This window comes from Paenibacillus sp. 1781tsa1, from assembly GCF_024159265.1.
Taxonomy (GTDB): domain Bacteria; phylum Bacillota; class Bacilli; order Paenibacillales; family Paenibacillaceae; genus Paenibacillus.
The window spans coordinates 73,906-87,675 of sequence record NZ_JAMYWY010000001.1 but is presented as its reverse complement, the minus strand read 5'-3'; the positions used below and the strand labels follow the sequence as shown (position 1 = coordinate 87,675).

Sequence of the window (13,770 nt, the reverse complement as noted above, 5' to 3'; positions counted from 1 at the left end):
CACTTCACTTGTTTGCACAAGATCAGCTTAAAGGAATGTTCTAATTCGCATTTACTTTCGTTTCGATATCTAGTTTTCAAAGAACAAGCTCCATGCAAAAGCAAGCTGTTTGAGAGTTTGAGCTCTCAAAACTGAGCAACGAGTGAGTAACTAGCCGACCTGGCTAGATTTTATTTGAATGTTTCCGTTACAGGAAACGATTCTCCATAGAAAGGAGGTGATCCAGCCGCACCTTCCGATACGGCTACCTTGTTACGACTTCACCCCAATCATCTATCCCACCTTCGGCGGCTGGCTCCTTGCGGTTACCCCACCGACTTCGGGTGTTATAAACTCTCGTGGTGTGACGGGCGGTGTGTACAAGACCCGGGAACGTATTCACCGCGGCATGCTGATCCGCGATTACTAGCAATTCCGACTTCATGCAGGCGAGTTGCAGCCTGCAATCCGAACTGAGACCGGCTTTGTTGGGATTCGTTCCACCTCGCGGCTTCACAGCCCGTTGTACCGGCCATTGTAGTACGTGTGTAGCCCAGGTCATAAGGGGCATGATGATTTGACGTCATCCCCACCTTCCTCCGGTTTGTCACCGGCAGTCACCTTAGAGTGCCCACCCGAAGTGCTGGCAACTAAGATCAAGGGTTGCGCTCGTTGCGGGACTTAACCCAACATCTCACGACACGAGCTGACGACAACCATGCACCACCTGTCTCCTCTGTCCCGAAGGAAAGGTACATCTCTGTACCGGTCAGAGGGATGTCAAGACCTGGTAAGGTTCTTCGCGTTGCTTCGAATTAAACCACATACTCCACTGCTTGTGCGGGTCCCCGTCAATTCCTTTGAGTTTCAGTCTTGCGACCGTACTCCCCAGGCGGAGTGCTTAATGTGTTAACTTCGGCACCAAGGGTATCGAAACCCCTAACACCTAGCACTCATCGTTTACGGCGTGGACTACCAGGGTATCTAATCCTGTTTGCTCCCCACGCTTTCGCGCCTCAGCGTCAGTTACAGCCCAGAGAGTCGCCTTCGCCACTGGTGTTCCTCCACATATCTACGCATTTCACCGCTACACGTGGAATTCCACTCTCCTCTTCTGCACTCAAGTCACCCAGTTTCCAGTGCGATCCGGGGTTGAGCCCCGGGATTAAACACCAGACTTAAATGACCGCCTGCGCGCGCTTTACGCCCAATAATTCCGGACAACGCTTGCCCCCTACGTATTACCGCGGCTGCTGGCACGTAGTTAGCCGGGGCTTTCTTCTCAGGTACCGTCACCTTGAGAGCAGTTACTCTCCCAAGCGTTCTTCCCTGGCAACAGAGCTTTACGATCCGAAAACCTTCATCACTCACGCGGCATTGCTCCGTCAGGCTTTCGCCCATTGCGGAAGATTCCCTACTGCTGCCTCCCGTAGGAGTCTGGGCCGTGTCTCAGTCCCAGTGTGGCCGATCACCCTCTCAGGTCGGCTACGCATCGTCGCCTTGGTGAGCCGTTACCCCACCAACTAGCTAATGCGCCGCAGGCCCATCCCCAAGTGACAGATTGCTCCGTCTTTCCAGTTTCCTTCAGGCGAAGAAAACAATTATTCGGTATTAGCTACCGTTTCCGGTAGTTGTCCCAAACTTGAGGGCAGGTTGCCTACGTGTTACTCACCCGTCCGCCGCTAACCATCAGAGAAGCAAGCTTCTCTTCAAGTCCGCTCGACTTGCATGTATTAGGCATGCCGCCAGCGTTCGTCCTGAGCCAGGATCAAACTCTCCAATAAAGTATTGAAAAGAGCGATAAGCTCATTTTGAATCTGACGAGATTAAAAATCTCAATTGTGTGCTCCAGTCGATCCAAGCCAAGGCTTGTTTCAAACTTTCGCGTTCATTCTGCAAGCAGAATGTTTTACTCACTCGTTGTTCAGTTTTCAAAGATCAAACTCATTTCGCTACCGAATGTCGCTCTCTTCAGCAACTTTTATATCTTATCACATCCGAACCAACTTTGCAAGCTCTTTTTTTCAAGTTTCTTTCGAAGCTTATTTCATTCGCTTGCCGCACCGTGTAACTGTGTTTTCTTGGCCGGAATTAGAATATACCATGTACATATTTTGATTGCAAGTCTTTTTTTCAAATATTATCAATCATTAAAACGATACGTTTAGAACGTATATAGGGTATTCTCCCTTTTTAGCAAATTCGTATGCACATCCATTTGAATTTTATTGTTTAACATTCCTAGCAGGAACTTTTCTTGGCCATAAACTATAGCTAAAGCTTATCAGAAAATCGATTCCGATTATGATTCCCCACATTTTAATCAGATTATAGAAGACGGCTGTACGTTCAGCATTCCCAATCCACCATATCATGGCGAATAGAAATGCACTGCCTATTGTCCATGCCAAAAGATGTCTAAACCATCCACTACGCTCACGACTCGCATGTTCTCTGCCATATAACTTGTTGCTACGAGGATTCTCTCCGCCTTTGAACCAATATAGGAAGTATCGATCCGCCCAAGCGATCATCTGATGACCATAGGCGATACTTACTCCGATATACACCGCAGCAATACCATGAATCATGCTCGCTGTAGCTCCACGCTGAAGATCTATCACAGTGGCCACCAGCAACAACAGATCCACTATTGGTGTTGCCATCAGTAGACCAATGCCTAACCTTTTCATGCCAAGAAGATACCTGACACTTAGACCCGCAAACACAAACACCCAAAAGGCAATCTCACATCCTATAATGAAATAACCAATCATCTGTTAACCCCCCTTTTTATAATACGAATGTATTAAATACAATTTAGCACATTTGTATCATAATAATCAACAATGATATAATGTTCATATGCCTAAAATTGTTGATCATGATAAACAGCGTGTGCTCGTGGCCGAGGCAGCTTGGCGTATTATACGAAGAGATGGCATGGAACAAGCCTCTGTTCGAAATATCGCTGAAGAAGCAGGAATTTCGGTCGGTTCAATGCGTCACTACTTTTCCACTCAGTCGGAACTACTACTATATGCCATGAATCTGGTATCCGAACGGGTATCCAAACGAATCCAACACATGTCCTTCTCCGGATCTCCCGTGGATAATATGAAATGCTTATTACTCGAGTTATTACCAAACACAGATGAAAAACTGGCCGAAATGGAGGTGTGGTACGCTTTTACAGCCAGATCCAAAACCGATTCTACGCTCAAAGAACTTGCCGATACAGTGTATGATGAACTCAGACAGGCTGTAGGCTATGTTATCACTCACCTGATCGAACAAGATCTTACCAGACCAGATCTTGATATTAAACTTGAGATTGAAAGATTGTATGCACTCGTGGATGGCTTGGGTATCCATACTGTGCTTAGACCTGATCAGATGAATGCCAAGCTCATGGATGATATTCTCAGCTTGCATCTTGCTTCCTTGTGCCGTTAAACCAAAAAAAACCGCAGTACATTCGTTATGACTAAACCCTGTTACGATAACAGTAGAGTTAGTTCTGAATGTCTGACGGTTTTTCTTTTTATCCGATAATGATCCGGCCCTCGGGATGACGATACAGTTTTTTCTCTTTGCGCGGACGAAGGGCGTACGCGATGGTTAGTGGCCCAATCCGACCTACAAACATGGTAAAGGTAATAATGATTTTTCCCCAATTGGTCAACTCATCCGTCACGCCCACGGAAAGCCCCACGGTACCGATTGCAGATGCAGCTTCAAACATCAGTGAGAGGAATGGTGCATCCTCGGTCGTAAGTAGAAGCATTACCACAATCATGAATATGATCAGCGAAACCATAATAATGGTCAATGCTCTCATCAGCAGCTCCTTCGGAACACGTTGGCGGAAAAACACGATATCCTTATTCCCACGAATCATGGCATACACTGCACCAATCATGATCAGGAATGTAGTCGTCTTGATTCCGCCCCCGGTCGATCCCGGGGATGCCCCAATAAACATCAGCAGGATGAAGAAGAATTGGGTAGCCTGCCTCATCTCCGTAATATCAATGGTACTCGTCCCAGACGAACGTGTAGAGACCGACTGGAAGAAGGACGCATAGATCTTCTCGCTCCAGGTGAGTGAAGCCAGTGTATGTCCATTGGTAAATTCGAAAACAAACAACACAACCGCTCCTATACCAATCAGCGCTCCCGACACAGACAGCACCAGTTTCGACTGTAGGGATAGACGACGGCGTTTGCGATACTCAAACAGATCATTTAACACAACAAAACCTAGTCCACCAGAGATAACGAGCACGGAAGCAGTCAAGTTGAATATCCAGTCTCCGGTATAGTATTGAAAGCTGTTGCCGAACAGATCAAATCCGCCATTATTAAACAATGAAACGGAATGAAATATCCCATAGTATACAGCCTGACCCAATGGCATCTCTGTTGCCCAACGCAGCGCCAGTATGAAAGCAGCCACCCCTTCAATGGTAAAGGAGAAAATCAGCACCTTGCGGATAATACGTACGATCCCTTCCATACTGTCTGCATTAATGGCCTCTTTGAGTAATAGCCTGTCCTTAAGTGAGATTCGCTTGCCCAAAACTAGCGCAAAGAGAGTAGCCATGGTCATGAAGCCGAGTCCACCGAGCTGCATTAATACCATAATGACGATCTGACCAAACAAATTAAAGGTGGTCCCTACATCCACAACGACAAGTCCTGTCACACATGCGGCAGAGGTTGATGTAAAGAGCGCGTCAATAAACGCCAGATGCTCACCACTTTGGTTGGAGATTGGCAACATGAGAAGCACTGTTCCAATCGCAATAATAAGCAGAAAACCACCGACCAGGATTAACGGGGGAGATAAGAATTTGGCAAAGTGAAGCCTGAACTTCATGAAGGGCACCTCTTTTAACAAAATACGAACAGGTTGGTCTAACTTAAATCACAGACGCAGTTCCACCATAATGGCGTGCTGAGAACACGGCGTTCTGACAAACTTTATTTTAGCGCCTATGTAAACCTAAAGAGGAACTTGCCCCAGCATGATACTGAACGGCAGGTTCCTCTTCTATTATGAACGTATGATACGTTCCTTATTTAATCTTGCGTACGAGGACGCATGTGCGGGAAGAGCAGTACGTCACGAATCGAAGGGGAGTTGGTAAGCAACATGATCAGACGATCAACCCCGATTCCCAATCCGCCTGTTGGTGGCATACCATATTCGAGCGCACGGATGAAGTCGTCATCCATCTCATGAGCTTCGTCGTTCCCATGTTCTTTCTCCAGCATCTGTGCTTCAAAGCGCTGACGTTGATCGATTGGATCATTCAGCTCTGTGAACGCATTGGCGTGCTCGCGTCCAACGATGAACAATTCGAAGCGATCCGTGAAGCGCGGGTCTACATCGTTTTTCTTCGCCAGCGGTGAGATTTCAAGAGGGTGTCCCGTGATGAATGTCGGTTGAATCAACGTCTCTTCCACAAATTCCTCAAAGAACGCGTTCAGAATATGACCAAATGTCATATGTTTTTCAACCGGAACCTTATGTTCCTTCGCCAAGCTATGTGCTTCCTCATCCGTCATATGTACGGAGAAGTCTACGCCCACAACTTCCTTAACTGCATCCACCATCGTAACACGACGCCACTGCGGCGTAAGATCTACTTCATGGTCTCCATACTGGATCACTTGCGTACCCAGCACTTCCTGTGCAATATGAGCTACCAGGTTCTCCGTCAATTGCATAATATCCTTGTAGTCTGCATATGCCTCATACAACTCAATCATTGTAAATTCTGGATTGTGACGTGTGGACATGCCTTCGTTCCGATATACACGGCCGATCTCATATACCTTCTCCAGTCCGCCAACAATCAGACGTTTCAGGTGAAGCTCAATCGCAATCCGCATGTACAATTCCATATCCAGCGCATTGTGGTGCGTGATGAACGGACGTGCTGCAGCTCCTCCTGCGATGGTATGCAACGTAGGTGTCTCCACTTCCAGATATCCAAGGGAATCCAGGTAACGACGCATCGATTGAATGATTTTGGAACGTGCGATAAAGGTCTGTTGTACGTCCGGGCTCATAATCAGGTCAACATAACGCTGGCGGTAACGCAGCTCTACGTCAGTGAGACCATGGAATTTGTCCGGAAGCGGATAAAGCGATTTGGACAGCACTTCAAGGTCTTTAACTTTGACAGAAGTTTCACCTGTTTTGGTCTTAAAGATCACGCCAGTTACCCCAACGATATCGCCAAGGTCCAGCAGGCTGAATGCCGCATACTTGTCCTCAGGCACGGTATCCTGACGAACATAGATCTGGATTCTGCCGCTCAGGTCCTGAATATGTGCAAAGCTTGCTTTACCCATTCCCCGCTTCGCCATAATTCGTCCGGCAATACTGACTTCGATGTGCTTCTCTTCCAGCTCTTCCTTGGTCAGTTCTTCATACTTTTTCAGAATGGAGCCGGCTTCTTCGTTACGTACGTATTTTTGGCCAAAAGGATCGATTCCCAATTTGCGGAGCTCGTCCAATTTGTCACGGCGAATTTGTAAAAGCTCGCTAAGTTCGGTTTCCTGATTCAAGACTTCATCCGTCATGATCTATATTCATCTCCTTATTTACATTGCAGGCATCGCTTGAGGACACTCTTCCTCAAATGTTGAAAAAGCTTCCCTAAGGAAGCTTTTGTTTACCGTGCCCAACTGCTTCGTTACTATAGCTTTTTAATATCTACAATTTTATATTGAATTACGCCAGCAGGCACACTTACATCAACAACTGTACCATTTTTCTTGCCCAAGATCGCTTTACCGACAGGGCTTTCGTTGGAAATCTTGTTCTGAAGCGGGTTTGATTCAGCAGAACCTACAATTGTATATTCTGTGATGTCGCCGAATTCCAAATCTTCCACAGTAACTGTTGCACCTACACTCACGACATCGGTGTCAATCTCATCACTGTTAATAATGCGTGCGTTCCGAAGCATTTTCTCCAAAGTAATAATACGACCTTCAATGAAAGCCTGTTCGTTCTTGGCATCTTCGTATTCAGAGTTCTCACTGATATCTCCATACCCGATGGCTACCTTAATCCGTTCAGCCACTTCGCGGCGCTTCACTGATTTCAATGTTTCCAGTTCTTCTTCCAGCTTCTTAAGTCCCTCTGGTGTAAGGATAACTTCCTTGTCGCTCATCTCAACCGATTCTCCTGTCATGGGAATAATTTGATTGTACGGCAACGGAATCAGTGGTAATTACATAGCTCCGCCCGCATACATCTTCAAAACTATATGAAGTTCTCCAGAGAAATAGAATATTCCTCCTGATGACTAGCCTTTAATTAACGCACATGGCGAATTTATACTGTGAAAGTATAGGGGAACGATCTCGAAAAGTCAATGTTACGTCATCTGTAGCTGTAAACGTTTTAAGCCAACCTTAATTACGATGCACTTCCGGCAACTACCGGTTCTGACTCCAGATTACCTTCGCTTTTCAGCTGACTCACAAAGTTCTCCAGAATCTGTACCATCTCATCCCGCTTGGTGCCTTCCATAATAACATCCTTGATACGGGCAGATCCTTTCAAGCCTTTCAGATACCAAGCCAGATGTTTACGCATCTCGCGTACGGCAACCGTCTCATTCTTCAATGCAATCAGGCGATCCATATGCAGGATGGCAACACGGATCTTCTCTTCGCCATTCGGGTCTGGAAGCAATTCACCCGTGCTTAAGTATTGAATGGTACGATACAGCATCCAGGGGTTACCCAGGGCGGCACGACCAATCATAACTCCGTCACAACCCGTTTCATCCAGCATACGGCGTGCATCCTCTGGTGTATGGACATCACCGTTTCCGATCACTGGAATAGAGACAGCTTCTTTTACATCTTTGATGTGTGACCAATCAGCTGTGCCTGTATAGAGTTGCTCACGCGTACGGCCGTGCACACTTACCGCCTGTCCGCCCGCACGTTCAACCGCGAGCGCATTCTCAACCGCGAAGATATGCTCATTATCCCAGCCGATACGCATCTTGACCGTCACAGGCTTCTCAACCGCATCGACTACAGCAGATACCATCTCATAGATCTTGTTCGGATCTAGCAACCAACGTGCACCTGCATCACATTTCGTTACCTTTGGCACAGGGCATCCCATGTTAATGTCGATGATGTCTGCATTGGTTTCTTTGTCTACAATTTTGGCTGCTTCTACGAGTGAGTCACGATCACCACCGAAGATCTGAAGGCTCAGCGGTTTCTCACGCTCATCTACAAACAACATCTCCCGTGTACGCTGGTTGCCATGGACAATGGCTTTGCCACTTACCATCTCCGCACATACGAGGCCTGTTCCGAATTCTTTTGCGATTAATCGAAAAGCCGGATTACATACGCCAGCCATCGGCGCAAGTACGACCTGATTTTTCATTTCAATGCCACCAATGTTAAGCACGGTAGTCGTTTCACTCCTTTTACAATTCTATATAAATCAACGATTATGGTTCGATCGATATCTCTATTGTTATAGCATGACAAAACCGAAACGGTCCTAGTTACCCTGTAACTCCTCGACACTGATTGCCAGCACACCAGCAATTCGATCCAGCTCTTGCTGTGATACCTTACGGTTCCCCCGCTCAATAGTTCCCAGAATGGCCAGCGAGATGCCGGTCTCGGCAGCAAGTTCATGTTGTGTTAAACCTTTCAGCTTCCGGAATGCCCGGATTCGATTGGCCAATTGCATGTTTTCCAAAGCTGTATTCCATCCTTTCCATCCAGTACAGACAACGATGAGTGTACAAAGGTATACAAACCTGAAACCTCGTCCTCCGGTACGATATCCGACAGTGGCACCAGTACAAAAGCCCGCTCTCCCATACGGGGATGAGGCAGTTGAAGCAATTCGGTATCTCGCGTCTCACCCTGCATCCAGAGCAGATCCAGATCAACAGTGCGCGGTCCCCAGCGAATATCACGAACACGGCCAAGCCGGTTCTCGATATCCAGTAATTCCGTAAGCAACTGCTCCGGTGTCAGCATCACCTGTACGGCGACTGCCATATTCAGAAACGCAGGCTGATCTACATATCCTACAGGTTCCGTCTCATATAGCGCTGAACAACGCAGAACGGATATATGAGGGTGTTCATCGAGCAAAGACAACGCTTCAAGCAACGTCTGTTCCCGGTCACCCAAATTGGCCCCTAAAGCAATATAAGCCTCTGAAGATTCAGAGGTCGAATGTGCAATCATGATCGGTTCTCACTTTCTTGTGCGGCGAAGCTCTACCGTTACGCCCTCAAAATGAATATCGAATGGCGGATGTGGCTTCGTCACCTTGACTGTCAATGCATTGATAATAGTATAAGTGTCTAGTAAAGAAGATGCAATATGTTCGCCCAAAGCTTCAATTAACTGGAATGATTTATTCTCTACAATCTGTTTTACCAGCTCATGGATCTCCGCATAATTGATCGTTTTGGTCAGATCATCGTTACGTCCAGCCTCACCGAGGTCCATGTCAATCTCCAGATCAATATAATAACGTGCCCCTAGCTTCCGCTCCTCGGCAAATACACCGTGATATCCGTAATACTCCATTCGATGCATGACCATTCTATCCATACGATCCGCCTGCCCTCTATATATATTGAAATCCTAATCTATTTGAAGTTATCCCTTCGCTTCGCCTTTTGAAAAACGCTGCGCTTCCACTGACGGGTCACTTGGACCCGTCAGAATTATTTCCTCCGTATACCCGGAGAAGCATATAACATGGCATCACACATGTCTGCCGTCCGCCGAATCGACTTCACATCATGAACCCGAACCATCTGGCAGCCTTGGGCAATGCCAAAGGCAACGGTCGCTGCCGTTCCTTCCAACGCATCATCGGCACCAACATCCAGAGTGTTCTGGATGAATCTTTTGCGTGAGGTGGCTAGCAGAACCGGATAACCCATTTCATTGAGTAAACCGAGCGATGACATGAGAGTCAGATTTTCTGCGAGATCCTTCACAAATCCAATGCCTGGGTCCAGGATAATCTGATCTGCTTTCACGCCGGCTCCCAGCGCAATTTGAATGCTCTCCTGCAAATCGCTCACCACATCACTCAAATAATCGGTATAGTCTCGCTCCTGCCGATTATGCATCAGAATAAGGGGACACCCCAGCTCTGCTGCCGTGCGTGCCATATCTGGATCTGCCTTGGCACCCCACACATCATTAATGATATGGGCACCGGCTAGAATAGCTTGACGCGCAACATCGGCCTTATACGTGTCTACCGATATTGGAATGTGCGGGGCTTGCTGATGCAATGCTTCAATAACCGGAATGATCCGGCTCAGCTCTTCATCGGCGCCCACTACCTTTGAACCTGGCCGAGTGGACTCCCCGCCGATATCAATCAAGTCCGCCCCGTCCTCCATCATCTGCATGGCATGTGCAACCGCCCGCTCCACGTTGGTATACCGTCCACCATCCGAGAATGAGTCAGGCGTGACGTTAAGGATGCCCATAACCTGTGTTCTTGCACCCAGCTTCAACTCAGCTGGCCCCCATGCATAGTTCCGTTCATAGATGACAGGTGTAAGTGTCATGAAGTATACCCCGCTTTCTGCCGGTACATACCCAGAAGGACTGTTGTAACCGGGCCTATATGTCCGTTGCTGATTATCGTTTCGAATCCATCCTGATCCCGCAGAGTCGTAACCGGAACCAGTTCGGCAACTGAGCCTGTTAGAAATATTTCATCTGCTTGCAGGAGGTCCTCCCAAGCAGCTAACGTTTCTATGCAAGGAATTCCTTGCTGCGTGGCAATTTCAAGTACCACGGCTCTCGTGATGCCCGGCAGAATGCCGGTTGAGAGTGCTGGCGTGTAGAGCACATTTTCCCGTATCCAAAATACATTGCTGACAATACCCTCAGCGACATGCCCATCACGGGTTAATTGTAGACCTTCTGCACCCTGCACATCCTGCCCATACCCGTTGAGCTCCCGTTTCGCCAGAATGCTGTTCATGTAATGCAGTGACTTGAACCGGATTTCACCTTCGGGCGTGTTGCGTGGCGTAGACAACCGTTGAAGCATTTTGCCACTTTCATATAAAGACGGAGTGGGTTCAGGTAATGCTTTTGCCAGTAAAATATGATTTGGCTTCGAATAATCACCAGAAGGTAAACCTAGCGGCGCTTCACCCGCGGATACCGTATATCGCACGTACGCATCTTGAAGTCCGTTCGCCTGCATCAAACGTTGAATCCAATCTGTCACCTCTGCCGCGGTCGTTGTAAAAGGAATGCCAAGTTCCTTACACCCCGAGGCCATGCGCTCCAGATGCCGTTCCAAAAGAAATGGGACACCCTGATAGGTGCGAAACGTCTCGAACAATCCAAGTCCGTACAAAAAGCCGTGATCCGTTACAGGAACCACGGCTGCCGCCATATTGACCAACTCTCCGTTTATCGCGGCATATTGCATATTATACCTTCACCTGTTGGGACAGGAAGTTGCGAAGCATCTGATGACCATGGTCTGTAATAATGGATTCCGGGTGGAATTGAACCCCTTCAATCGCATATTCTTTGTGGCGCAAACCCATAATTTCACCTTCAGCTGTCTCCGCTGTAATCTCCAGGCAGTCGGGCAGGCTGCTGCGCTCTACAATGAGGGAGTGATAACGGGTAGCTGTAAATGGGGATGGCAATCCGGCAAATACGGATGTTCCATTATGGTGCATCTCGGATGTTTTGCCGTGCATCATGCGCTCTGCACGAATGACATTGCCGCCAAACGCTTGTCCAATGGACTGATGCCCCAGACAAACACCAAAGATCGGAATGCTTCCCTTGAAATGCTCGATGACCGCCAGGCTAATGCCCGCTTCATTTGGTGTACAAGGACCCGGAGAGATCAGAATATGATCAGGTGCCAGTGCCTCTATGCCTGCCAAATCAATCTCGTCGTTGCGGCGAACTTCCACCGTCTCGCCCAGTTCACCAAGATATTGAACCAGGTTGTACGTGAAGGAATCGTAATTATCGATAACCAGTATCATATGCCTGCTCCTCCTCATCTTCCGTCAATGCAAATGACGGTTGCTTCGTTTTATTTTTTAATCGCTTCTGTTCGCTCCGCTTGTTCTTGTTCAATAGCTCTGCTTGCTTCTGCCTCTTCGCTGTAATTCACAGCTCTCATCATCGCTCTTGCCTTGTTGCGGCATTCCTTGTATTCCCGATATGGATCGGAATCAATGACAATGCCTGCACCGGCTTGTACATAACCAATACCATCCTTAATGGCAAGGGTACGAATGACGATGTTCAATTCCATATTTCCACTGTAATCTATCCACCCGATGGAACCCGTATAAGGTCCACGACGCACAGGCTCAAGCTCCTCAATAATCTCCATGGTGCGGACTTTGGGCGCTCCTGTAATCGTTCCACCCGGGAATGTCGCAGCAATCACATCAAATACGGATAACCCTTCTGCCAGTCTGCCTTCCACCTGGGAAACGAGATGCATGACATGGGAATACTTCTCGATGGTCATCAATTCAGGCACATGAACCGAACCGTAGGCTGCAATCCGTCCGATATCGTTACGTTCCAGATCGACGAGCATAATATGCTCCGCCCGTTCCTTCTCACTACCCAGCAGTTCATCCGCCATAGCCTTATCCTCTGCCTCATCACGGCCCCTTCTTCGGGTCCCCGCGATGGGACGTGCACTGACTTTACCGTTCTCCACTTTGACCAGAAGTTCGGGAGATCCGCTTACCAGTTGAAAGTCTGGACTACGAAGCATACCCATATACGGTGATGGATTCACGAGGCGCAACCATTCATAAATATGCTCAGCGCTCGAATGAAGCCGCTTTTCCTGTCTCAAGGACAGATTCACCTGGAACACATCGCCCTGTCTGATATATTCCTGTACTGTGCGTACAGCCTGTTCAAAGTCCTCCTGTGGGAAGGAGGTCGCCCACCCTTCGGATTCCCTTGCCGCATCTTCAGGCTGCGGTGTACGATTGACCTGCTTGTTGCGGCGTTCCAGTGCCTGCATTTGTTCCTCGGCCTGTGCAACCCCCATAATATGAAGCCATCGTTGCTGCATCGCTATCGCCCGTGCCTCGGCTACTGCATATAGACCACGGACATCGGTTTCGTTCAGATTAGGTTCTATAGCCAGGTGAACCATGCAGAAAAGTGCCTCTTGCTGATGGTCATACGCCCATATTTCTTCAAAACGCATCCACCAATAATCCGGCAGAGCCGGGTTATCTTCAGCCAAGGCTGGAAGCTTCTCCAACGATCTCGCCACATCATAGCTGAGATAACCTGCGTATCCACCCCCAAAGTCTGGAGCTCCAGTAACTTTAGGTGCACGATAAGGGGCTGTCCATCTCTTCAATACATCAAGCGGCTTGCCGCTGTCCGTCGAGGTGGTCCCTTCCGGAACATTGCGAATAACCGCTTCCTGACCCTTCCCGGAAATAACGGATACGGGGTCTAGTCCCAGAAATGTATATCTTCCGCCTTTGCCATTCTCCAACACCATTGCGTATGGTGACGCCTGTTCCCAGGCTGCCTCCCACGATAACGGTAAACCGCCATGATACGGCCCCTCATCCGACTTGGTGATATAGGGCAACATGGTCCAGCCTTGCTCAGCCCACTCCATCCAGTCGGCGTATGTTGTCATCAGGTGTGTCATTGCGGTGTGCCGCCCTCCATCTGTCGCTAGTTCTATTGTCTGATAGTATACTAAAGCGC

13 protein-coding genes and 1 rRNA gene are annotated in these 13,770 nt (G+C 48.1%); 1 reads left to right on the top strand and 13 read right to left on the bottom strand.

Annotated elements, in window-relative coordinates; translation table 11 throughout:
* Positions 1–210: 210 nt before the first annotated feature.
* Both NKT06_RS00415 and NKT06_RS00410 read right to left on the bottom strand, forming a co-directional pair.
* A 16S ribosomal RNA gene (locus NKT06_RS00415) occupies positions 211–1,763 on the bottom strand.
* A gap of 441 nt (positions 1,764–2,204) precedes the next feature.
* Positions 2,205–2,756, bottom strand: a complete 552-nt coding sequence (locus tag NKT06_RS00410; protein ID WP_253428939.1) for a hypothetical protein — start codon at positions 2,754–2,756, stop codon at positions 2,205–2,207.
* Between the two features lie 88 nt (positions 2,757–2,844).
* Here NKT06_RS00410 and NKT06_RS00405 point away from each other — a divergent pair, with 88 nt between their 5' ends.
* A complete protein-coding gene (locus tag NKT06_RS00405) occupies positions 2,845–3,435 on the top strand; it encodes a TetR/AcrR family transcriptional regulator (protein ID WP_253428937.1) in 591 nt (196 codons plus the stop codon).
* A gap of 88 nt (positions 3,436–3,523) precedes the next feature.
* Here NKT06_RS00405 and NKT06_RS00400 read toward each other — a convergent pair whose 3' ends face one another.
* The 11 genes from NKT06_RS00400 to NKT06_RS00350 form a co-directional block, all read right to left on the bottom strand.
* On the bottom strand, positions 3,524–4,861 hold the full coding sequence (locus tag NKT06_RS00400; protein ID WP_253428935.1) for a TrkH family potassium uptake protein: 1,338 nt from the start codon (positions 4,859–4,861) through the stop codon (positions 3,524–3,526).
* A gap of 203 nt (positions 4,862–5,064) precedes the next feature.
* The gene (gene lysS / locus NKT06_RS00395) at positions 5,065–6,576 is read right to left on the bottom strand and encodes a lysine--tRNA ligase (protein ID WP_253428933.1); all 1,512 of its coding nucleotides are present in this window, start codon (positions 6,574–6,576) and stop codon (positions 5,065–5,067) included.
* 116 nt (positions 6,577–6,692) lie between these two features.
* Entirely contained in the window at positions 6,693–7,172 is a 480-nt protein-coding gene (gene greA / locus NKT06_RS00390; protein ID WP_076216743.1) for a transcription elongation factor GreA, read from the bottom strand.
* Between the two features lie 248 nt (positions 7,173–7,420).
* Positions 7,421–8,440, bottom strand: a complete 1,020-nt coding sequence (gene dusB / locus NKT06_RS00385; protein ID WP_253428931.1) for a tRNA dihydrouridine synthase DusB — start codon at positions 8,438–8,440, stop codon at positions 7,421–7,423.
* 96 nt (positions 8,441–8,536) lie between these two features.
* Entirely contained in the window at positions 8,537–8,731 is a 195-nt protein-coding gene (locus NKT06_RS00380) for a helix-turn-helix domain-containing protein (protein WP_483311605.1), read from the bottom strand.
* Positions 8,692–9,240, bottom strand: coding sequence for a 2-amino-4-hydroxy-6-hydroxymethyldihydropteridine diphosphokinase (folK, locus tag NKT06_RS00375; RefSeq protein ID WP_253428927.1), 549 nt, complete (start codon positions 9,238–9,240; stop codon positions 8,692–8,694). The genes NKT06_RS00380 and folK overlap by 40 nt, the downstream gene beginning before the upstream one ends.
* Before the next feature lie 9 nt (positions 9,241–9,249).
* Positions 9,250–9,612, bottom strand: a complete 363-nt coding sequence (gene folB / locus NKT06_RS00370; RefSeq protein WP_150364151.1) for a dihydroneopterin aldolase — start codon at positions 9,610–9,612, stop codon at positions 9,250–9,252.
* A gap of 116 nt (positions 9,613–9,728) precedes the next feature.
* Positions 9,729–10,592 (bottom strand): dihydropteroate synthase, encoded by an 864-nt coding sequence (gene folP, locus NKT06_RS00365; protein ID WP_253428925.1) that lies wholly within the window; start codon positions 10,590–10,592, stop codon positions 9,729–9,731.
* A complete protein-coding gene (locus NKT06_RS00360; protein ID WP_253428923.1) occupies positions 10,589–11,473 on the bottom strand; it encodes an aminotransferase class IV in 885 nt (294 codons plus the stop codon). Before NKT06_RS00360 ends, folP begins: the two co-directional genes overlap by 4 nt.
* A 1-nt stretch (position 11,474) precedes the next feature.
* Positions 11,475–12,050, bottom strand: a complete 576-nt coding sequence (gene pabA / locus NKT06_RS00355; RefSeq protein WP_124118817.1) for an aminodeoxychorismate/anthranilate synthase component II — start codon at positions 12,048–12,050, stop codon at positions 11,475–11,477.
* 50 nt (positions 12,051–12,100) lie between these two features.
* Entirely contained in the window at positions 12,101–13,711 is a 1,611-nt protein-coding gene (locus NKT06_RS00350; protein WP_253428922.1) for an anthranilate synthase component I family protein, read from the bottom strand.
* Between the last annotated feature and the right edge of the window lie 59 nt (positions 13,712–13,770).

Coding starts and splice junctions, on each gene's coding strand:
- NKT06_RS00410 (WP_253428939.1), bottom strand. CDS start 2,756: ATGATTGGTTATTTCATTATAGGATGTGAGATTGCCTTTTGGGTGTTT.
- NKT06_RS00405 (WP_253428937.1), top strand. CDS start 2,845: ATGCCTAAAATTGTTGATCATGATAAACAGCGTGTGCTCGTGGCCGAG.
- NKT06_RS00400 (WP_253428935.1), bottom strand. CDS start 4,861: ATGAAGTTCAGGCTTCACTTTGCCAAATTCTTATCTCCCCCGTTAATC.
- lysS (WP_253428933.1), bottom strand. CDS start 6,576: ATGACGGATGAAGTCTTGAATCAGGAAACCGAACTTAGCGAGCTTTTA.
- greA (WP_076216743.1), bottom strand. CDS start 7,172: ATGAGCGACAAGGAAGTTATCCTTACACCAGAGGGACTTAAGAAGCTG.
- NKT06_RS00380 (WP_483311605.1), bottom strand. CDS start 8,731: ATGCAATTGGCCAATCGAATCCGGGCATTCCGGAAGCTGAAAGGTTTA.
- folK (WP_253428927.1), bottom strand. CDS start 9,240: ATGATTGCACATTCGACCTCTGAATCTTCAGAGGCTTATATTGCTTTA.
- folB (WP_150364151.1), bottom strand. CDS start 9,612: ATGGATAGAATGGTCATGCATCGAATGGAGTATTACGGATATCACGGT.
- folP (WP_253428925.1), bottom strand. CDS start 10,592: ATGACACTTACACCTGTCATCTATGAACGGAACTATGCATGGGGGCCA.
- NKT06_RS00360 (WP_253428923.1), bottom strand. CDS start 11,473: ATGCAATATGCCGCGATAAACGGAGAGTTGGTCAATATGGCGGCAGCC.
- pabA (WP_124118817.1), bottom strand. CDS start 12,050: ATGATACTGGTTATCGATAATTACGATTCCTTCACGTACAACCTGGTT.
- NKT06_RS00350 (WP_253428922.1), bottom strand. CDS start 13,711: ATGACACACCTGATGACAACATACGCCGACTGGATGGAGTGGGCTGAG.